We start from the raw sequence: 19,942 nt of genomic DNA on the forward strand, positions 1-19,942 counted from the left end.
CGACGATAAATCTCGTCGAGGACGGCGTCGGAAATCTGGTCCGCCATCTTGTCGGGATGGCCTTCGGAAACGGACTCGGACGTGAAGATGTAATCCTTGCTCATAAGATATCGGTGGCCTGATCGTGGCGCCACAAGGCGTAGTTGATGAAACTCCGCATCATACCGGGTCGGTCGGAAGCCGTAAAATCGGGTCGGGGCGAGGGATGCCGTCTGCTGGACCGGTTTGGAAATCGCGACCATTCCGGTACCATGCGCCGGAGGCTTTTCCTACCTGCTCACTCGGAGGTTTCCCATGGCGTCACTTGAAACTCCTGTCTGCGATTTCGGCAGCCCCGCGCCGGATTTTTCGCTCCCCGGCGTCGACGGCAAGACCTGGACCCGCGACGACTGCAAGGGCGAGCGCGGACTGCTGGTCATGTTCATCTGCAACCACTGCCCTTACGTGCAGGCGGTGCGCGACCGCATCGTCCGCGATGCCCGCGAACTGGCCGCGCTCGGGATCGGTTGCGTGGCGATCATGTCCAACGATGTCGACGATTATCCCGAGGACTCGTTCGAGAACATGCAACGGGTCGCGGCGGAATTCGCCTTTCCCTTCCCGTATGTATTGGACGAAAGCCAGGCGGTGGCACGTGCCTATGGGGCCGTCTGCACGCCGGATTTCTTCGGCTATGACGCCAATCTCTGGCTTCAGTACCGGGGACGACTCGACGCCAGCCGCAAGGAGGCCGCGCCTGCCGAGGTGCGCCGCGATCTGTTCGAGGCCATGAAACAGATCGCCGAAACCGGCGCCGGACCGGCCGAGCAGATCCCGAGCATGGGCTGTTCGATCAAGTGGCGCGCGGAGTGACAGGCGGCGTCGGCGGGACGGCGGCGGAAAAGGCTGGTTATTTCCGCCGCCAATTCTTAATATTAGGAACTGATAAAATAACTTTTGACGGCATAAGTTTGTTTTGATTCCGGGGTTGCTGTCTTTTAGTCCAGAATGAACGCCTTTTGAAGGCGTCACGGCCAGACAATCTCGTTCGCGAGGACAACGCCGCGCCAGATCGAAACCCGAGATCGACGCAGCCGCGAGCCTGACAGACCGTTTTTTCGACGCCGCGTCACCATCCGTCCCAACGCCCGCTGTCGTTTCGATGGCACTGCCGACGGTCGCGACCAGCGCATCTTTTTGGTCATTTTCATCACTACCAGGAGGGGCTCATGTCCTCACGTAAAGAACTCGCCAACGCCATTCGGGCGCTTGCCATGGACGCGGTGCAAAAGGCCAATTCCGGCCATCCGGGCGCGCCCATGGGCATGGCAGATATCGCCGAGGTGCTGTGGAACGATTTCATGAACCACAATCCGTCCAATCCGGATTGGGCCGACCGCGACCGCTTCGTGCTCTCCAACGGGCACGGCTCCATGCTGATTTACGCCCTCCTGCACCTGACCGGCTATCAGTTGAGCATCGAGGATCTCAAACAGTTCCGTCAGCTCCATTCCAAGACCCCCGGTCATCCGGAATACGGCTACGCCCCCGGTGTCGAGACCACCACCGGTCCGCTCGGTCAGGGCATCACCAACGCGGTCGGCATGGCGCTGGCCGAACATGCGCTGGCGAACCAGTTTAACAAGCCCGGTCACGCGATCGTCGATCACAATACCTATGTGTTCCTGGGCGACGGCTGTCTGATGGAAGGCATCTCGCACGAAGCCTGCTCGCTGGCTGGCGCGCTGGGTCTCGGCAAGCTGATCGCCATCTATGACGACAACAACATCTCCATTGATGGCGAGGTTCGCGGCCACGGCGACACGCCCGGCTGGTTCCTCGACAACACCCCCAAGCGTTTCGAGGCGTATGGCTGGAACGTCATCCCCAAGGTCGACGGTCATAATCCGGAAGCCATCAAGACAGCCATCGAGCAGGCGCGCGCGGTCACCGACAAGCCCAGCCTGATCTGCTGCCAGACCATCATCGGTTTTGGCTCGCCGAACAAGCAGGGCAAGGAAGAGTGCCACGGCGCGGCCTTGGGCGATGACGAAATCGCGCTGACCCGCGAAAACCTGGGCTGGACGCCCGCGCCCTTCGTGATCCCGAAGACCATCTATCAGGGTTGGGACGCCAAGGAGCGCGGTGCCGCCGCCGAGTCCGCTTGGAACGCCAAGTTCGCCGCCTACGCCAAGGCGTATCCGACCGAGGCCGCCGAGTTCAAGCGCCGCATGGCCGGCGAACTGCCCGCCGACTGGTCCGCGCAGGCCGACGCCTTCGTGAAGTCCGTGATCGACAAGGGCGAGACCATCGCCTCGCGCAAGGCCTCGCAGAACGCGCTCAACGGCTTCGGCCCGCTGCTGCCTGAATTGCTTGGCGGCTCCGCCGACCTGGCCGGTTCGAATCTGACCCTCTGGAAGGGCTGCAAGGGCATCGGCAAGGGCAACGAGCCGGGCAACTATGTCTATTACGGCGTGCGCGAGTTTGGCATGTCGGCCATGATGAACGGCATCGTGCTGCATGGCGGCTTCATCCCTTACGGCGCGACCTTCCTGATGTTCTCGGAATACGCCCGGAACGCGCTGCGCATGGCGGCCCTGATGAAGATCCCCACGATCTTCGTCTACACCCATGACTCCATCGGTCTGGGCGAGGACGGGCCGACCCATCAGCCGGTCGAGCAGATCCCGACCCTGCGCATGATCCCCAACATGAGCGTCTGGCGTCCCTGCGATGCGGTCGAGTCGGCGGTTTCCTGGAAGCTCGCCATCGAGCGCAAGACCGGGCCGAGCTGTCTGATCTTCTCGCGTCAGAACCTCGCGCACATGATCCGTAACGATGCGCAGATCGCCGACATCGCGCGTGGCGGTTATGTGCTGCGCGACTGCGCCGGCACCCCGGACGCGATCATCATCGCCACCGGTTCCGAGGTCGAGTTGGCGGTCAAGGCCGCCGAGGCCATGAGCGACAAGCAGATCCGCGTGGTTTCCATGCCCTGCACCAACGCCTTCGACGCCCAGGACGCGGCCTACAAGGAATCCGTGCTACCGAAAGCCGTCACCGCGCGGGTTGCCGTCGAGGCCGCCGTCACCGATGGCTGGTGGAAATATGTCGGCAGCCAGGGCGCGGTGCTTGGCGTCGATCGTTTCGGCGAATCCGCCCCCGCCGGTCCGCTGTTCAAGGAGTTCGGTTTCACCGTCGACAATCTGGTCGCCACCGTCAAGGGTGTCCTCTAAACGTTTCAATCAACCAACCGCGAAGGCGCAAAGAACGCAAAGTGTTTCATCTTGATTGAACTCTATTTTTGTGTCCTTCGTGCCTTTGCGGTTCAAAAACTTTTATCACTCACTGAATGGAGCTTTCGCGCATGACACTCAAAGTTGGCATCAATGGTTTCGGTCGTATCGGTCGCATGGCCTTCCGTGCCATCGCCAAGGACTTCCCCAATATCGAAGTCGTCGGCATCAACGACCTGCTCGACCCTGACTATCTTGCCTACATGCTCAAGTACGACTCGGTTCACGGGAACTTCAATGGCGACATCGCCGTCGACGGCCACACCATGATCGTCAATGGCAAGTCCATCCGTCTGACCGCCGAGCGCGATCCGGCCAACCTCAAGTGGGCCGACATCGGCGCCGAGCTGGTCATCGAGTGCACCGGCTTCTTCCTCGACGATGCCTCCTGCCAGAAGCACATCCAGGCCGGCGCCAAGAAGGTCGTGCAGAGCGCGCCCTCCAAGGACGCCACCCCGATGTTCGTCTACGGCGTCAACCACAACACCTATGCCGGCCAAGCCATCATCTCGGCGGCCTCCTGCACCACCAACTGTCTCGCGCCGGTCGCCAAGGTGCTGCATGACAACTGGGGCATCAAGCGCGGCCTCATGACCACGGTGCACGCCGCCACCGCCACCCAGAAGACGGTCGACGGCCCCTCCATGAAGGACTGGCGCGGCGGCCGCGGCATCCTGGAGAACATCATCCCGTCCTCCACCGGCGCCGCCAAGGCTGCTGGCAAGGTCATGCCCGAACTGAACGGCAAGCTCACCGGCATGGCCTTCCGCGTCCCGACCTCCGACGTGTCCGTGGTCGACCTGACCGTCGAGCTGAACAAGGAAGCCAGCTATGCCGACATCTGCGCCGCCATGAAGGCCGCCTCCGAGTCCGGCGATCTGAAGGGCGTGTTGGGTTACACCGACGAGAAAGTCGTCTCCACCGACTTCCGCGGCAAATCCACCCCCTCCGTCTTCGACGCCGAGGCCGGCATCGCACTCGACCCGACCTTCGTCAAGGTCGTCGCCTGGTACGACAACGAATACGGCTACACCTGCAACATGCTGCGCATGGTCGAGCACGTCGCGAAGTAAGTCGTAGGATGGGTAGAGCGAAGCGAAACCCATCATCCCCGCCAACGGTCGGAGCGATGATGGGTTTCGCGGCTACCAAACGTCAGTGTCAATCTGCTGCGTCGTACCATGGCCGCTCTACCCATCCTACTCATCGGCAATAAAGATCAAGTTTTCGAGACATGCGGTTCGGCGTGCCAAACTCTACGGAATACCGTTATCCATCGTGGAGAAGACGATCTTGGAGGCGAATCTCGTCACTGGCGAGCAGGAAATCGTCGCCAAGGTGTCAGGCATGAAATACCCTCTGAAAATCGTTGTTACCTTGGAGGGCGATGTCGTGACAGTCATTACGAATTACCCGCTCAAAAAGGGAACCGTGCAATGAACGTACACTATGATGAAGAGGTCGACACCTTGTATTTAAGACTTGGCGACCAAGAACCGGATGGTGTCATTGAAATCACGGAAGGCGTCAATCTCGACACGACGGCTGATGGAAAAATCGCTGGCATTGAAATTTTAAAAGCGTCTAAAAAACTAAATATCGACACAATACTGTCTTATACCATCGAACTGGATCAAAGTATTCTCAAACGAAAAATTGCCTGACTGATGCTGACGTTTTTATAGTTGAATGATGGGTTTCGCGGCCACCGAACATCAGAGTCAGCTTGTTGCATTGTGCCATGGCCACTCTGCCCATCTACTCGCTAACGAAATGCCAACCTTATTGTTGCAAGATGGATTCAAGTTTTTCTTTTATGCCAACGATCATGAACCAAGACATATCCATGTGTCGAAAGCGGACGATTACGCAAAAATCGAGCTTTCCAGTTTTCGTATTGCCAGCAACTTCATGAAGCCGAAAGACCTGAAAACCGCGCTTCGGATTATCCAGCAAAATAACGAACTATTCGAGGAAAAGTGGGATGACTGGTTCCGTCAAAGGTAAATCCGTTCACTTCGATGATCGTTACCTTCATGTCGAGCTAGACGATGGCAGAGTTATTTCGACACCAATAGCATGGTATCCCGAACTTCAATCGGCAACCATGCGAGAATTAAGTCATTATACGTTCATTTGTCGCGGCACTGGCATTGAGTGGCCGGACATCGGCTATCACTTAAGCATTGAAAGCATGTTTGCTGTTGACTCGATCAGAAAAGTGGCCTAGCGGATGATGTCCCGTCGCCGCCATCGATCACTGCTGTTTTCGTTGTCGCGTAGGATGGGTAGAGCGATAGCGAAACCCATCTTTTTCATTGGCGCATGAATGATGGGTTTCGCGGCCACCGAACATCAGAGTCAGCCTGTTGAATTGTGCCATGGCCACTCTACCCATTCTACTCGCTGCGGAGGCGCATGGGTTCTGTTCTCCGCAACCGTGACTCTTCTGTTAGGAGTCGCGATTTATATCATATGCCGTCCCGCGTGCAATATATATTTGCTAACATTGCTCTCTGAACAATCCTGTGTCGTTTACTATAGTGGAAATATTTTAACTGATTCGCTTCCCGCTTTTATTCACGTCTTCGCATTTTCCTTATTAACAATTCTTGTGGTTCCCGCATTTTCTGCAAAGACTTTGTTTCGGGTTTGCTTTTTCTGGACTGCGCTGAATCTAGTATTTGAAGCTGGCCAAATGTTTGGGGATGAAATTACGCACATCCTCCCGTCCTTTTTTAGCCACTACCTGTGGATCGAAAATCTCGGCCCATATTTTTCCCGCGGCACATTTGATAGCTCCGATATGCTTTCAGCATTTCTTGGAGGTGTTGCTGCTTATTACCATGCACGAGGATTGCTACGATGAAAAAACTCCGGCAGGATGCGAATAGAAACGCCGCTGTGGCTGCTACAAGGTATCTTCTCTTAGTTGCAATCGTTGTCGCTGGACTTATCTCGTTGTTGGGCTCTGCAGGAGCCCCTACGAACTCTGCTCCAACGATAGCGACTACAGACTTCACATTTAATAATGCAAACCAAAAATCCGTTGTAGACCAACTGGTTTCACGAAGTATGAGTAGCGGAATGAGCGTTATAAGTGCGACTGAGTATCTAGTAGTTGCCGAAACTAGGGACGCCTCATTTGGCGCTATGTTTATTTATGGCTCAAAGTACGATAGAACACCGGCCTTTCGGATTAAATACAACATCGCAAGCATCGGTAATAACCAAGTGCGAGTAAATGGACGTGCAGAAATGATAACAAATCCCGGCAGTGCTTTTGAACGCTCGACAGACGTAACAGCCCAAGCATCGCAGCAAATAAATGCTAACCTAAGTTCCATCGCAGCAACTTTTGACTCCACATCCCATAATGAAGGAAAGGATAAGGCAGTTACAAATACGAAAAAACATGCTGCAACTTCAGGTAATCAGAAACCGATTAACGCTGACGAATTTTCGGGAAAACCGGACAATGCAGGTGGGGTTTCTTTAGTTTCCCCGGCAGTCGCTGAGAACGGAAACGTTGTGCCTTTTACGGCAATTTTTTCTGAACCAGTGATGCCGGGAGACAAATTAATAGTTACTACTGATGGCAATCAAGCACTGCAAATGACTACGGAAGGACCGCCAGTGACTGCGATTTCGTCAAGGCTACGCATGCAAACCGGGAAGTTATCCGTCTACATAGTCCGACGGTCGGGGCGAACGGATAGTGCCACACGGAGCACTGGAATCGGCAAGCCTGCAAATCCACCAAATACAACAGCCAATAAAATTCTGACCTATCAGGGAAAACTCGTAAACGACGAATTTAAGATAAAGCTTGATAATGATATGGGTTTATCCGGGTTCGCGCGGCAAATAAATATTACATTATCTAATGCCAAACCAATAATCTTCACTCTTACGCCTTATATGTCATCAACGCCCTTTATCGGTATAAAGAGCCTAGATAACTTGAGTTCTGCAACAGTGGCAGTAATGTTATAGCACGGTTGGCTTGGGTGAACGATAACGAACCCCAGCATTGCAAACTGAAAATGGCAGATAAATACGCAGACTTTCAAAACATTTAAAACTCGCGCCGGAGTCAAGCCGATGCAATGGCAAGAGGTTTGCGAACACCCAAGCCTGCGAGATTTGCCCTTCAAGATCGAAACGAACGAAAAAGGCGAAATCGTCATGAATGCGGTCAAGGTCATTCATTCGCTTTTCCAGGGAGAGATCGAGTATCGGTTACGCTCGCTGTTACAGGATGGAAAGACCTTGCCTGAATGCGCCATCAAAACGCGCAAAGGCACGCGGGTAGCGGGTGTCGCATGGGCGACCATGGAAAGGGTTAAGACAATCAAGCACGAAACCGAATGCTCGATTGCGCCCGAAATCTGTATCGAGGTTCTTTCCAACAGCAGCACGGATGACGAGATGGAAGAAAAACGGATGCTGTATTTTGAGAGCGGCGCCCAGGAAGTCTGGTTATGCTTGGATGGCGTCATTCATTTTTATGCTGCTCAAGGCAGGCTGGAGCGATCAGCGATTGCGCCTCGATTTCCAGGACGGATCAGTCTCGACGAATAACCGATTTATCAACCCTGGGTAAATGTTTCAACTCAAGAACTGAGAAGCGCATCAGCATGAAACTCAAAGTCATCGTTCATCCTGCCGAAGAAGGTGGCTTTTGGGCAGAAGTGCCCGCAATCCAGGGCTGTGCCACACAAGGGGACACAATGGAAGAACTCTTGAAGAATCTTCATGAAGCGGTAGAAGCCTGCCTTTCAGTGGATTTAGAACAAATCGAACTTTCTGGAAACGATAGGGTTCTGGATCTAGCTGTCTGAAATCCATTTCTGGGAAACACTTCGCGCGCCTACTCGAAAACAGGGGCTGGATGCTGGCGAGAATCAACGGCAGCCATCATGTCTATATGAAGCAGGGGAATCCGTCGCGTATCTCTTTGCCAATCCATAAAAACGAGGCTTTGAAAGCCGGATTACTCCGGCATTTCATGAAGATTGCTGGAATCCGGGAAGACGAACTATAAGCTAATCCGCGCTATTAGAACCCACTCGCAAAACCCTTGGGTTTGCGGATCGCTTTCATCAAAACAAGACATCACTCCAAGAGGACACCCCACCATGTCATTCATCAAACTCACCGACCTCGACCTTGCCGGCAAGCGGGTACTGATCCGTTCCGATCTCAACGTCCCGGTCAAGAACGGCAAGGTCACCTCCGATGCCCGCATCACCGCCTCCATGCCGACTTTTGAATACTGCATCAAGGCTGGCGCCAAGGTGATGGTCATGTCGCATCTGGGCCGCCCGGAGGAGGGCGTGTTCTCGGAAGAGGATTCGCTCAAGCCGGTGGCGGATGTGCTCGGCGCCAAGATGGGCCGCGAGATTCGCTTGATTCGGGACTATCTCGATACCCCGCCCGAAGTCGCCAATGGCGAACTGGTGCTGCTCGATAACGTCCGCTTCAACAAGGGCGAGGGCAAGGACAACGAGGCGTTGTCGAAGCAATACGCTGCGCTCTGCGATGTCTTCGTGATGGACGCCTTCGGGACCGCGCACCGCGCGCAAGCCTCGACCCACGGCGCGGGCAAGTTCGCCCCGACCGCTTGCGCCGGTCTGCTGCTGGCCGAGGAACTGGACGCGCTGCAAAAGGCGCTGGCGAATCCTGCCCGCCCGATGGTCGCCATCGTCGGCGGCTCCAAGGTGTCGACCAAGCTGACCGTGCTCGAAGCCCTGTCCGAAAAGGTCGATCAGATGGTGGTCGGTGGCGGTATCGCCAATACCTTCCTGGCCGCCGCCGGGTTCCCGGTCGGCAAGTCGCTGTGCGAGCATGATCTGATCCCGACCGCCCAGGCGTTGATGGCGAAGATGACCGCGCGCGGCGCCACCATCCCGATCGCCACCGACGTGGTCTGCGGCAAGAAGTTCGACGAGAACGAGCCGGCGGTCGCCAAGAATGCCGCTGACGTGGCCGAGGATGACATGATCTTCGACATCGGCCCCAACTCCGCGCAGGAACTGGCCGACATCATCGCCAAGGCCGGCACCATCGTTTGGAACGGGCCGGTCGGCGTGTTCGAGTTCGATCAGTTCGGCGCGGGCACCAAGGCGATTTCCATGGCCATCGCGAACGCGGAAGGCTTCAGTCTGGCCGGCGGCGGCGATACCATTGCGGCCATCCAGAAGTACGACATCTATGACAAGGTGTCCTACATCTCGACCGCCGGCGGTGCCTTCCTCGAATATCTGGAAGGCAAGACCCTGCCCGCGGTCGCCATGCTCGAATCACGGGCGAAGGATTGATTTAGCGGCGCTGGGTTCACTGGCGCTGACGCCGCGAACGCCAGCGAACCCAACCGACGGGAGTCCAGACATGCCAAGACGTACCAAGATTGTCGCTACCCTGGGGCCGGCAACCGACGATCCGTCGGTCATGGATGACATCATCGCTGCGGGCGTCGATGTGGTCCGTCTCAACCTGTCGCATGACAGCCACGTGCGACACCGCGAACGCGCCGAGCGCATCCGCGAGCGCGCGCTGGCGGCCGGTCATGCGATCACGGTGCTGATGGATCTTCAGGGTCCGAAGATCCGCATCGGTAAATTTACCGAGGGCAAGGTTCAACTCGCCCGTGGCGATGCCTTCGCGATCGATACCGCCTGCGGCATCGAGGCGGGCGATAGCACGCGGGTCGGTACCACCTATGTCGAACTGGCCGACGATGTGCGCCACGGCGATACCCTGCTGCTCGACGATGGCGCCATCGAACTCTGGGTGGAGTCGGTCGCCAATGGACGCATCGATTGCAAGGTGGTCGTGGGCGGGCCGCTCTCCAACAACAAGGGCATCAACAAGAAGGGCGGCGGGCTCTCCGCGCCGGCCCTGACCGACAAGGACAAGGAAGACATCCGGTTCGCCGCCGAGATCGACGCCGATTATCTGGCGGTCTCCTTCGTGCGCAACGGCGACGATGTGCGGCTCGCCCGCGCACTGTTCCAGGAGGCCGGGGGGCGCGGCGGGATCATCGCCAAGATCGAGCGCGCCGAGTCGCTGAATGGCATCGACGACATCATCCATGCCTCCGACGCCATCATGGTGGCGCGCGGCGATCTGGGCGTGGAAATTGGCGATGCGGAACTACCAGCGGTCCAGAAACGTCTGATCAGCCGTGCCCGCGATCTCAACAGCGTGGTGATCACCGCGACCCAGATGATGCAGTCGATGATCGAAAACCCGATCCCGACCAGGGCCGAGGTCTTCGACGTGGCCAATGCCGTGCTGGACGGCACCGACGCGGTGATGCTGTCGGCGGAAAGCTCGATCGGCAAGTATCCCGCCAAGGTGGTCGAGGCGCTGGATCGCATCTGTCTGGAGGCGGAGAAGAGCGTGACCCGCTCGGGACATCGCATCGATACCGTCTTCGGTCGGGTGGACGAGGGTATCGCCATGGCCGCCATGTACACCGCCAACCATCTGGGCGTGAAGGCGATCGCGGCGTTGACCGAGACCGGTTCGACGGTGAAATGGATGTCGCGCATCAGCTCCGGCATCCCCATCTACGCTATGACCCGATTTGCGCCGACCCAGCGGAAGGTGAGACTCTTTCGCGGCGTCTATCCGGTCAGCTTCGATGTCGCCACGACCGACATCCACGAGGTCAACTGCGAGGTAATCGAGGAACTGCTGCGCCGGGGCACGGTGCGTGACGGCGATCTGGTGATCATCACCAAGGGCGACCGCTCGGGGGTTGAAGGTCAGACCAATATCATGAAAATCATGCGGGTTGGGGAGCATCGGTTGCTGAACGAAGACTGATGCCTCGCGCCGTCGCGCCAGTCGCGCGTCAACCCAGACGCATGCACGGCATGCGGGAGTGACCTGCTGATGTTTGGATGGCTCAAATCCTGGTTTCGGGCACCCCAACCCGCGGGACCGCCCCAAACGCTGAGGTCGTTCGATCTCGCCGATCCCACCATCGCCGGGGATTCGATCGCGCTGGATGGCGATGCCTGGCGGATCGTGGGCGACACTGAGCCGCGCACCTTCCGCCTCTTCGAGGTCCGGGAGCCCGGCGTGGAGCGCTGCATGCTAACCTACCGCGCGCGGCTGCGGACGGAAGGCGTCGAACGCCGGGCGTACCTGGAGATGTGGTGCCGACTGCCGGGGCGGGGAGAGTTTTTCTCGAAGGGATTTCAGCAGGCGGCGCAGGGCACGAACGCCTGGGCCGAGTATGAAATTCCCTTCTCTCTTAAACGAGATCAGAAACCCGACCTGATTCAACTCGACCTGACCCTGGAAGGCGCCGGCACCGTCTGGATCAAGGATGTGCAACTGCTGCAAACGCCTTTGAAGTCGTGAATCCGGATGCCGATGATTAGCCGATTTTTGGGAATCCTGATCGCCATGTATTGGCTGGAGTAAACATGTTTCTTCATGTCTTGGCGGCACAATATCTCAATGAGTTTAAAATCGCAGTTTGCTTCAATGATGGTCGAGAAGGCGTCGTCGATTTAGCTTCTGTCCTGCACGGTCCTGTTTTTGAGCCTCTTCGGGATCGATCAATGTTTTCGCAGCTGAGAGTAGACGAGGAACTTGAAACGATTGTCTGGCCAAACGGTGCGGATTTCGCTCCTGAATTCCTGTATTTTCAAGCCTTCAAGCACAACCCCGAGCTGCAACAACAATTTCAGCGTTGGGGCTACGAGATAGACAGTCGACACTGACGAATATCGGTCACGATGACTTAAACCGACAACTGAAACCTGACAACCGACAACCGACAACCACGAGGAAGACCGAATGGCCCTGATTTCACTGCGTCAAATGCTGGACCACGCCGCCGAGCACGGGTATGGCGTCCCGGCTTATAACGTCAACAACCTGGAGCAGATGCGCGCCATCATGGAAGCCGCCGACGAGACCGATTCCCCGGTCATCGTCCAGGCCTCCGCCGGCGCGCGCAAGTACGCCGGCGCGCCCTTCCTGCGTCATCTCATCCTGGCCGCGATCGAGGAATGGCCGCACATCCCGGTCTGCATGCACCAGGATCACGGCACATCCATGCCGGTGTGCCAGCGCTCGATTCAGCTTGGCTTCTCGTCGGTCATGATGGACGGCTCGCTCCAGGAAGACGGCAAGACCCCGGCCTCCTACGAGTACAACGTCGACGTGACCCGCTCGGTGGTCGCCATCGCGCACGCCTGCGGCGTCTCGGTCGAGGGCGAGTTGGGCTGCCTTGGCTCGCTGGAGACCGGACAGGCCGGTGAGGAAGACGGCATCGGCGCCGAGGGCACGCTGGATCACAGCCAGCTCCTGACCGATCCGGAAGAAGCCGCCGATTTCGTCAAGAAGACCGGCGTCGATGCCCTGGCCATCGCCATCGGCACCTCGCACGGCGCCTACAAGTTCACCCGTCCGCCCACCGGCGATATTCTGGCGATCGGTCGCATCAAGGAGATCCATGCCCGCATCCCCAACACCCATCTGGTGATGCACGGCTCTTCCTCGGTACCCCAGGATTGGCTCGCCATCATCAATCAGTTCGGCGGCGACATGGGCGAGACCTACGGCGTGCCGGTCGAGGAAATCGTCGAGGGCATCAAGCACGGCGTGCGCAAGGTCAACATCGACACTGATTTGCGCATGTCCTCCACCGGAGCCATCCGCAAATTCCTGGCCGAAAACCCCAAGGAATTCGATCCGCGCAAATACTTCACCGCCGCCACCAAGGCCATGAAGGGCATCTGCAAGGCGCGTTACGAAGCCTTCGGCACCGCCGGCAACGCCAGCAAGATCAGCGCGCTGTCGTTGGAAGTCATGACCAACCGGTATGCCAAGGGCGAATTGAACCCCAAGGTCAACTAAGGCCGGTCAGCCTGATCGAAGGGTAAGTAAGGGGGCGCTCAGGCGCCCCTTTTTGTTATATTCGGCGGAGCATTGGACGACCGGACATCGAAATGTCCTGGATGAATCCGCGTCTCGCCCATCCCCGCGGGGTCAAGGGGTCGTTCGCAACGACGCTGACCGCTCTGAACGCGCCTTAGAGACAGGACCGACCGATCAAATCCGCATTCTCCAACCGACCCTGGACCTTCGCCCTTCTGGCCATGCTGCCGATCCTGGTGACCGAGCAGGTCATCGAACACTTTGCGCAAAGCCGCGCACGGGAACAGGAACGCCTCAGCGTCCTGACAACCCTTTCGACCCTGCGCGCACGCATCGAAGGTATGGTCAATGCCAATCTGCTCATGGTGCATGGACTGACCGCCGTGATCTCGGCCAATCCGGACATCGACCAGAACGAATTCGCCCGCATTGCGCGGGGACTGGTGGACAAACGCCATGCACTGCGCAACATCGCCGGCGCGCCAGACATGGTCATTTCGCTCATGTACCCGCTGGCCGGCAACGAGGGCGCCATGGGGCTGAATTACCGGACTCACCCAACCCAGGCTCCCGCCGCCCTGCGCGTGGTGGAGACCGGCCAACCCGTGCTGGCAGGCCCCCTGCCACTGTTACAGGGCGGCATGGGCATCGTGGCCCGCGAGCCGGTCTTCATTCCGCCCACGGACGCCGGCGGACGACCGCGCTTCTGGGGCCTGGTGTCGAGCATCTTCGATGTCGATCTGCTGTACCGGCAAACCGGGATCATGGAGGCGATTTCCACGCTGCGTCTGGCGTTGCGCGGCACCGATGGGAAGGGCGCCAGGGGCGAGGTGTTCTTCGGCGATCCCGGCGTCTATGCGCGAAGTCCAGTCATGACGGACATCATTCTGCCCGGCGGCACCTGGCAGTTGGTGGCCACCCCCAAACTGGGCTGGGGCCAGCCGACCCGACTGCTCTGGCTGATTCGTCTGCTGGGGCTGCTGAGCGCATTCGGCGCGGGCGCCATCGCCTATCTGCTGGCGCGCGGCAGGCAGGCATTGGCCCGCAGTGAAGTCCGCTTGCGGACCCTGCTCGACACCCTCCCGGATCTGGTCTGGCTGAAGGATGCGGACGGGTTTTTCCTCGCCTGCAATCCGCGTTTCGAGCAATGCTTCGGCGCTCGGGAGTCCGAGATCCTGGGTAAAGGCGACCATGATTTCGTCCCCGCCGAACAGGCCGATTTTTTTCTGGCGAAGGATTGCGTTGCCATCGCCGCTGGCCGACCACGCGCGAACGAGGAATGGCTGACTTTTGCCAGCGACGGCTATCGCGGGCTCTTCGAGACCCTCAAGACGCCTGTCCGCGATGCGCGGGGGGAGATCGTCGGGGTGCTTGGAATCGCTCACGACATCAGCGAACGCAAGCGGGCCGAGGACGAGATCCGCCAACTGAATGCCGACCTGGAAGATCGCGTGCGAGCCCGCACCGCCGAACTGGCCGCCATTAACAAAGAACTGGAGACCTTCACCTATTCGGTCTCGCACGACCTCAAGGCGCCGTTGCGGGGCATCGACGGTTACAGCCGGCTGCTGCTGGAAGATCATGGTCAACAACTGAACGAGGAAGGGCGGCTGTTTCTCGGTCATATCCGTCACGGCGTCGACCAGATGAACGAGCTGATCGAGGATCTGCTGGCCTATTCGCGCATGGAGCGGCGCAGGATGCAGGAGATTCCACTGGATCTGGCCAGTCTGGCGAGCCGGTTGGTGGCGGAACGCCAGGAGGATCTCCAGACGCGCGGCGGAAGCATCGCGGTAGACTTGGACGACGTCTCGACCGTGCGCGCCGATCCGGACGGTCTGGCACTGGCGCTGCGCAACCTGCTGGACAACGCCATCAAGTTCAGCCGTGACGCGCAACCGCCGTTGATCGAGATCACCGCCCGGGCCACTGAACATTCGACGATCCTCGCGATCAAGGACAACGGGATCGGGTTCGACTTGCAATTCCACGACCGCATCTTCGAGATTTTCCAGCGTCTGCAACGCGCCGAGGACTATGCGGGGACCGGTGTCGGCCTGGCCATCGTGCGCAAGGCCGTGCAACGCATGGGCGGACGCCTCTGGGCCGAGAGCGCGCCCGGACAGGGCGCCACCTTTTTTCTGGAGTTGCCGCGATGATCGATGACCAAGTCAACCGCCCCATCCTGCTGGTGGAGGACAATCCGATGGATCTGGACCTGACCCGACGCGCCTTTGCCCGCCGTAAGCTGGCCAATCCCATCGAGGTGGCGCGCGATGGCCAGGAGGTGCTGGACTGGCTTCCGTGCTGGGAGGCGGGCGAGCCGCTGCCGCTGGTGGTCCTGCTCGATCTGAAGCTCCCGCGCGTGGATGGACTGGAGGTGCTGCGCCAACTCCGCGAGCACCCGGTGAGTCAGGCGCTGCCGGTGGTGGTGCTGACGTCTTCCAGCGAGGATCGGGATATCGAGACCGCCTATCGCCTGCACGCCAATTCCTACATCGTCAAGCCGGTCAATTTCGAGAAATTCATGGAGGTCGCGGCCCAGATCGAGTTGTACTGGTGCCTGGTCAATCATCCGCCGAGGTAAGCGAATGCGTGTCCTGCATATCGAAGATAACCCGACCGACGCTGATCTGACCCGGCGGATGCTGACCCGTCAGACACCGGACATCGAGCTTGAGCAGGCCGCGACCCAGGCGGAGGCGCGGGAGCGACTGCAAATCCCCGATCGCTACGACCTCGCCCTGGTGGATCTGAAACTCCCGGATGGCTCCGGCCTGGAACTGCTGGCCTGGATCCGCGAGCAAGGGCTGCCGCTGGCCGTCGTCATGCTGACCGGATCGGGCGATCAGGAGGCGGCGATCGCCGCGCTCCAGGCCGGTGCGGACGACTATCTGACCAAGGGCAGCGACACCCTGGAGCGCCTCCCCGCGACCCTGCGCGATGCCTGGAAACGCTTTCACGAGGCCAACGCCCGCCACGCGAACCACATACGGGTACTCTATGCCGAACACAACGCCGCCGATATCGACCTGACCCGGCGCCATCTGGCCCGGCATGCCCCACATATCCGGCTGACCGTGGTGGCGGATGTCGAACAGGCCCTGGCGTGCCTGCCATCCGCCGCACGGACCCCGTCGGACTTCGATGTGGTGCTGCTGGATTACCGCCTGCCCGGACTGGATGCGCTGGACGCGATCAAGATCCTGCGCGCCGAGCGCGGTCTGGAGATTCCGATCGTGATGGTTTCCGGCCAGGGCAACGAGGCGGTGGCGGCACGAGCCATCCATCTCGGGGTGAACGATTACATCTCCAAACACCAGGGCTATCTGCACAAGCTCCCGGCCACCCTGGAGAAAGTGCTGGGTCAGGCGGAACTCGCGCGCGAGCGCGCGACGCTGCGCGAGACCGCCGAGCGGCTTGATCTCGCGCTCACCAGCAGCCCCGTGATCCTCTATACCCGACGTCTCGACGTGCCAGGCTCGCCACTGACCTGGATCAGCGACAATCTCGCCCGATTGCTGGGCTACTCACTGGAAGAGGCACTGCAGCCGGACTGGTGGCCAGCTCATGTGCACCCCGAGGATCGGGAAGCGACGCTGGCGCAATTGGCGAACCTGTCCGGCAGTCGACGGATAGCGCACGACTACCGTTTCCTCGACGGCAGTGGTCAGGTCCGCTGGATCCGTGACGAGATCTGTCTGGCGAACGACGTGGACGATTCGGTGCGCGCGGCCACCGGCGCCTGGCACGATATCACCGAGGCCAAACTGGCCGAACAGATGCAGGAGACCCGCCTGGAAGTGCTCGATGGTCTGCTGGACAACCGCTCGCTTCCCGACATCCTCGACACCATCGCCAGGCGTCTGGAAGAGATTTACCCGGACCTGCGGGTCGCGATCGAGTTGAGGGACGAACGCATTCCACGCGCCGGCACGGTCACGCACGCGGCCGCCGGTGAGCCATTGCCCTCTAGCGACTTTCAGACACTGTCCGACACCCCGCCGCTGGAACCGCTCAAATCGCGCGCCGGCTGGTCCATCCCCCTCAAGGACGGCGCCGGCCAGATCCTGGGCCGCTTCACCGTCGCCTATCGCGAACCGCGCGCGCCGAAAGCGGGCGAACTTAACCTGATTGGCGAATTTGCCTGTATCGCCGGCTTGGCGGTGGCACGAGTGCGTGCCGATACGACGTTGCGCCAGGCGGCCACCGTCTTCGAGAGCACGCGCGAGGGGGTGATCATCACCGACCTCCAGGCACGTATCCTCACCGTCAATCGCGCCTATACCGACATCACCGGCTACACCGAGGAGGATGTCCGGGGGCTCAACCCGAACCTGTTGAAGTCCGGACGGCATGATCGCTCATACTATCAAGCCCTGTGGACCAGCATCGCGACAACCGGGCACTGGCAGGGCGAGATCTGGAACCGGCGCAAGAACGGCGAACTCTACCCCCAGCTCCTGAGCATCAGCACGGTTGACGACAGTCAGGGCCAGCCCAGCCATTACGTGGGTGTCATGACCGATATTAGCCAGCTCAAAGAGTCCGAGGCACGGCTGGAACACCTGGTCCACTATGACCCGCTGACCAATCTGCCCAATCGGCGTCTGATCCAATCCCGCTTGCAGCATGCGATGGAACAAGCCGAGCGGCAGCGGCGGCGGGTGGCCCTGCTCTTTCTCGATCTGGACCGCTTCAAGACGGTCAACGACAGCCTCGGCCATCCGGTCGGCGACACGCTGCTGGAGTCACTGGCGCAACGTCTGAGCGAGCGGTTGCGGGAAGACGATACCCTGGGTCGTCTGGGCGGGGACGAATTTCTGATCCTGCTGGAGAACCTGGAGCGCCCGGAAGACGCGGCGGTGGTCGCCCAGGGACTGCTTCAATTACTGGAACGGCCCTTCCTCCTCGGGCAAGGCGAACCCAGACCCGAAATCTATATCGGCGCCAGTATCGGCATCAGCCTCTACCCGGACGACGGTCATTCCGTCACCGAGCTGATCAAACATGCCGATGTCGCCCTGTATCAGGCCAAGGAAGAGGGGCGCAACACCTATCGTTTCTACACCCCCAGCCTCACCGCGACGGCCAACGAACGCCTGGCCCTGGAGGCCCGACTGCATCGGGCGCTCGACAACGATGAATTCGTGCTGCACTACCAACCCCAGATCGATACCCAGAGCGGCGCATTGATCGGCTGCGAGGCGCTGGTACGCTGGCTTTCGCCCGAGGAAGGGATGATCTCGCCCGCCCGTTTCATCCCGCTGGCGGAAGAGACCGGTCTGATTGTGCCCCTGGGCGAGTGGGTGCTGCGCACCGCCTGCGCGCAGGGCAGAGCCTGGCTGGATGCCGGCCTGCCGGAGCTGACGATCGCGGTCAACCTGTCCGGCCGACAGCTGCAGCAGCCAGGTCTGGCACGGCTCGTGGCCGACATCCTGGAGCAGACCGGGCTGCCGCCCGAGCGACTCAAGCTGGAACTGACCGAGAGCATGATCATGGGCCAGGGCGAGCAGGCGGAGGAACTGCTGCATGCCATCAAGGCACAGGGTCCGCGGCTGTCCATCGACGACTTCGGCACCGGCTACTCCTCGCTGGCCTATCTCAAGCGCTTTCCGATCGACGAACTCAAGATCGACCGGAGCTTTGTCCGCGACATCCCTGTCGACCAGAACGACATGGAGATCGCCGCGACCATCATTGCGATGGCCCGCAATCTGCACCTGAAGGTGATCGCCGAGGGCGTGGAAACGCCTGAGCAGCTTGATTTTTTGACGCGCCAGGGCTGCTACGCCTGCCAGGGTTATCTGCTCGGCCGACCGGTGTCCGCGGACGAATTCGTCCGGACCTTTTTGCGTTAAAGCGACCGGGTCCGCGCCGCCCGGTCGTCGTCCAGAACGTCGCCAATCCGAAACGTCGGACCTTCGTCGATGTCGTCGCGCGCGCGAATCAATGGCTCACGGCGCGATTCGACCCGCGACTGGAACGGATCGCGGTGCGCCGGACGCACTGGCACCGGCACTGGCCGCAGCGGCTGGCTGGGCGATTTGGTTCGCCGAACCGTTGCACGACCCGCAGGATCCTCGTCCTGATCGAGCATGACCGCGGACAGGCCGTGGAGCACGGCCGCGGCATCCTCCAGCGGAATCTCCGCATCCCCGGCCACGCCCCAGCGCGCCTGCATGGCCGCGAAGATCCGCTCTTCGATGTCCGCCACGGAATAGGCATCGCTCTCGCGAACGCGCACGAACGGCAGACCGGCGGCGGCGCAGATCCGATCGAGACGATCCCGGGGGAGTTGTTGGCGCAGCCGCGATCGCGGCACCAGATTGACGGCGCAGGCAATGGCCGTGGTGTCCGGGGCGCAGACCAGGAAGTCGAAGCAGCGCCCTTCCAGGCGATCCAGCGCCCGCTCACGTTCGCGCCGGGAGAGTCGCGGGCGCAGCCCGATCACATCGGCTACCCGGACCCTGCCATACACTCGATACTCCTTGCCGACGGCACGCTCCAGCACGGCCTTGAAGGCCCTCTGCGAGGCCGTCAACAGGGTCGCGTCCGCGACGTAGGGCAGGCGGAAACGGCTTTTCAGACTGCGCCGCACACTCAGGATGAAGGTAAGGAGCACGAGGGCGCCCAGCCCCAGTAAAAAATAAAGATGTTCCATTGTCTTGTACCTTGGCAGCGCCAGTGGCCGGATGGCAACGGCGTCGAGCGTGAACGGCGCGGTTGCAGCGGCTCCAGACTGGCCGCGGTTCCGTGTG

Annotated in this window: 21 protein-coding genes; 19 read left to right on the forward strand and 2 right to left on the reverse strand. The window is 59.8% G+C overall.

The window, feature by feature from the left end:
* On the reverse strand, positions 1–104 hold a 104-nt coding region (locus QZY07_RS21305), incomplete at its 3' end, for an S-adenosylmethionine synthetase N-terminal domain-containing protein (RefSeq protein WP_295407173.1).
* Between the two features lie 190 nt (positions 105–294).
* On the opposite strand from QZY07_RS21305, the gene QZY07_RS21310 reads away from it, so the two are divergent.
* From QZY07_RS21310 to QZY07_RS21395, 19 genes are all read left to right on the forward strand, one after another.
* The gene (locus tag QZY07_RS21310; protein WP_295407105.1) at positions 295–852 is read left to right on the forward strand and encodes a thioredoxin family protein; all 558 of its coding nucleotides are present in this window, start codon (positions 295–297) and stop codon (positions 850–852) included.
* 356 nt (positions 853–1,208) lie between these two features.
* Positions 1,209–3,215 carry a transketolase gene (gene tkt / locus QZY07_RS21315; protein ID WP_295407107.1) on the forward strand — a complete coding sequence of 669 codons (2,007 nt, stop codon included), beginning with the start codon at positions 1,209–1,211 and terminating at the stop codon, positions 3,213–3,215.
* A gap of 131 nt (positions 3,216–3,346) precedes the next feature.
* Positions 3,347–4,348, forward strand: a complete 1,002-nt coding sequence (gap, locus tag QZY07_RS21320) for a type I glyceraldehyde-3-phosphate dehydrogenase (protein ID WP_295407176.1) — start codon at positions 3,347–3,349, stop codon at positions 4,346–4,348.
* A 220-nt stretch (positions 4,349–4,568) separates the two neighbouring features.
* Complete coding sequence (locus QZY07_RS21325; protein ID WP_295407109.1) at positions 4,569–4,715, forward strand: hypothetical protein; 147 nt, start codon at positions 4,569–4,571, stop codon at positions 4,713–4,715.
* Positions 4,712–4,939, forward strand: coding sequence for a DUF2283 domain-containing protein (locus QZY07_RS21330; RefSeq protein WP_295407111.1), 228 nt, complete (start codon positions 4,712–4,714; stop codon positions 4,937–4,939). The genes QZY07_RS21325 and QZY07_RS21330 overlap by 4 nt, the downstream gene beginning before the upstream one ends.
* A 25-nt stretch (positions 4,940–4,964) precedes the next feature.
* Positions 4,965–5,282 (forward strand): DUF4160 domain-containing protein, encoded by a 318-nt coding sequence (locus QZY07_RS21335; protein ID WP_295407114.1) that lies wholly within the window; start codon positions 4,965–4,967, stop codon positions 5,280–5,282.
* Complete coding sequence (locus tag QZY07_RS21340; protein ID WP_295407117.1) at positions 5,260–5,505, forward strand: DUF2442 domain-containing protein; 246 nt, start codon at positions 5,260–5,262, stop codon at positions 5,503–5,505. Before QZY07_RS21335 ends, QZY07_RS21340 begins: the two co-directional genes overlap by 23 nt.
* Before the next feature lie 635 nt (positions 5,506–6,140).
* Positions 6,141–7,271: a hypothetical protein gene (locus tag QZY07_RS21345; RefSeq protein WP_295407120.1), complete on the forward strand. Its 1,131-nt coding sequence runs from the start codon at positions 6,141–6,143 to the stop codon at positions 7,269–7,271.
* A gap of 108 nt (positions 7,272–7,379) precedes the next feature.
* Positions 7,380–7,859 (forward strand): Uma2 family endonuclease, encoded by a 480-nt coding sequence (locus tag QZY07_RS21350; protein ID WP_295407123.1) that lies wholly within the window; start codon positions 7,380–7,382, stop codon positions 7,857–7,859.
* Between the two features lie 56 nt (positions 7,860–7,915).
* Positions 7,916–8,119, forward strand: coding sequence for a type II toxin-antitoxin system HicB family antitoxin (locus tag QZY07_RS21355; protein WP_295407126.1), 204 nt, complete (start codon positions 7,916–7,918; stop codon positions 8,117–8,119).
* A 5-nt stretch (positions 8,120–8,124) separates the two neighbouring features.
* Positions 8,125–8,322: a type II toxin-antitoxin system HicA family toxin gene (locus tag QZY07_RS27570; protein WP_363184638.1), complete on the forward strand. Its 198-nt coding sequence runs from the start codon at positions 8,125–8,127 to the stop codon at positions 8,320–8,322.
* A gap of 94 nt (positions 8,323–8,416) precedes the next feature.
* Positions 8,417–9,598 carry a phosphoglycerate kinase gene (locus QZY07_RS21360; RefSeq protein WP_295407129.1) on the forward strand — a complete coding sequence of 394 codons (1,182 nt, stop codon included), beginning with the start codon at positions 8,417–8,419 and terminating at the stop codon, positions 9,596–9,598.
* Positions 9,599–9,668: 70 nt separating this feature from the next.
* The gene (gene pyk, locus QZY07_RS21365) at positions 9,669–11,111 is read left to right on the forward strand and encodes a pyruvate kinase (RefSeq protein ID WP_295407132.1); all 1,443 of its coding nucleotides are present in this window, start codon (positions 9,669–9,671) and stop codon (positions 11,109–11,111) included.
* Between the two features lie 69 nt (positions 11,112–11,180).
* Entirely contained in the window at positions 11,181–11,654 is a 474-nt protein-coding gene (locus QZY07_RS21370; protein ID WP_295407134.1) for a hypothetical protein, read from the forward strand.
* Positions 11,655–11,719: 65 nt separating this feature from the next.
* Complete coding sequence (locus QZY07_RS21375; protein WP_295407136.1) at positions 11,720–12,019, forward strand: DUF2442 domain-containing protein; 300 nt, start codon at positions 11,720–11,722, stop codon at positions 12,017–12,019.
* Between the two features lie 76 nt (positions 12,020–12,095).
* Entirely contained in the window at positions 12,096–13,160 is a 1,065-nt protein-coding gene (gene fba, locus QZY07_RS21380) for a class II fructose-bisphosphate aldolase (RefSeq protein ID WP_295407139.1), read from the forward strand.
* 242 nt (positions 13,161–13,402) lie between these two features.
* Positions 13,403–15,340, forward strand: coding sequence for an ATP-binding protein (locus QZY07_RS21385; protein WP_295407142.1), 1,938 nt, complete (start codon positions 13,403–13,405; stop codon positions 15,338–15,340).
* Entirely contained in the window at positions 15,337–15,768 is a 432-nt protein-coding gene (locus QZY07_RS21390) for a response regulator (protein WP_295407145.1), read from the forward strand. The genes QZY07_RS21385 and QZY07_RS21390 overlap by 4 nt, the downstream gene beginning before the upstream one ends.
* 4 nt (positions 15,769–15,772) lie before the next feature.
* Positions 15,773–19,042, forward strand: coding sequence for an EAL domain-containing protein (locus QZY07_RS21395; protein WP_295407148.1), 3,270 nt, complete (start codon positions 15,773–15,775; stop codon positions 19,040–19,042).
* On the opposite strand, the gene QZY07_RS21400 is transcribed toward QZY07_RS21395, so the two are convergent.
* The gene (locus QZY07_RS21400; protein ID WP_295407150.1) at positions 19,039–19,845 is read right to left on the reverse strand and encodes a DUF2726 domain-containing protein; all 807 of its coding nucleotides are present in this window, start codon (positions 19,843–19,845) and stop codon (positions 19,039–19,041) included. The genes QZY07_RS21395 and QZY07_RS21400 overlap by 4 nt on opposite strands.
* Positions 19,846–19,942: the final 97 nt, after the last annotated feature.

Source organism: uncultured Thiocystis sp., from assembly GCF_903866365.1.
In the GTDB taxonomy this organism is placed as follows: domain Bacteria; phylum Pseudomonadota; class Gammaproteobacteria; order Chromatiales; family Chromatiaceae; genus Chromatium.

Coding starts and splice junctions, on each gene's coding strand:
- QZY07_RS21370 (WP_295407134.1), top strand. CDS start 11,181: ATGTTTGGATGGCTCAAATCCTGGTTTCGGGCACCCCAACCCGCGGGA.
- QZY07_RS21335 (WP_295407114.1), top strand. CDS start 4,965: ATGATGGGTTTCGCGGCCACCGAACATCAGAGTCAGCTTGTTGCATTG.
- QZY07_RS21355 (WP_295407126.1), top strand. CDS start 7,916: ATGAAACTCAAAGTCATCGTTCATCCTGCCGAAGAAGGTGGCTTTTGG.
- pyk (WP_295407132.1), top strand. CDS start 9,669: ATGCCAAGACGTACCAAGATTGTCGCTACCCTGGGGCCGGCAACCGAC.
- QZY07_RS21400 (WP_295407150.1), bottom strand. CDS start 19,845: ATGGAACATCTTTATTTTTTACTGGGGCTGGGCGCCCTCGTGCTCCTT.
- QZY07_RS21340 (WP_295407117.1), top strand. CDS start 5,260: ATGACTGGTTCCGTCAAAGGTAAATCCGTTCACTTCGATGATCGTTAC.
- QZY07_RS21375 (WP_295407136.1), top strand. CDS start 11,720: ATGTTTCTTCATGTCTTGGCGGCACAATATCTCAATGAGTTTAAAATC.
- QZY07_RS21360 (WP_295407129.1), top strand. CDS start 8,417: ATGTCATTCATCAAACTCACCGACCTCGACCTTGCCGGCAAGCGGGTA.
- QZY07_RS21395 (WP_295407148.1), top strand. CDS start 15,773: ATGCGTGTCCTGCATATCGAAGATAACCCGACCGACGCTGATCTGACC.
- tkt (WP_295407107.1), top strand. CDS start 1,209: ATGTCCTCACGTAAAGAACTCGCCAACGCCATTCGGGCGCTTGCCATG.
- QZY07_RS21385 (WP_295407142.1), top strand. CDS start 13,403: ATGCTGCCGATCCTGGTGACCGAGCAGGTCATCGAACACTTTGCGCAA.
- fba (WP_295407139.1), top strand. CDS start 12,096: ATGGCCCTGATTTCACTGCGTCAAATGCTGGACCACGCCGCCGAGCAC.
- QZY07_RS21345 (WP_295407120.1), top strand. CDS start 6,141: ATGAAAAAACTCCGGCAGGATGCGAATAGAAACGCCGCTGTGGCTGCT.
- QZY07_RS21310 (WP_295407105.1), top strand. CDS start 295: ATGGCGTCACTTGAAACTCCTGTCTGCGATTTCGGCAGCCCCGCGCCG.
- gap (WP_295407176.1), top strand. CDS start 3,347: ATGACACTCAAAGTTGGCATCAATGGTTTCGGTCGTATCGGTCGCATG.
- QZY07_RS21330 (WP_295407111.1), top strand. CDS start 4,712: ATGAACGTACACTATGATGAAGAGGTCGACACCTTGTATTTAAGACTT.
- QZY07_RS21350 (WP_295407123.1), top strand. CDS start 7,380: ATGCAATGGCAAGAGGTTTGCGAACACCCAAGCCTGCGAGATTTGCCC.
- QZY07_RS21390 (WP_295407145.1), top strand. CDS start 15,337: ATGATCGATGACCAAGTCAACCGCCCCATCCTGCTGGTGGAGGACAAT.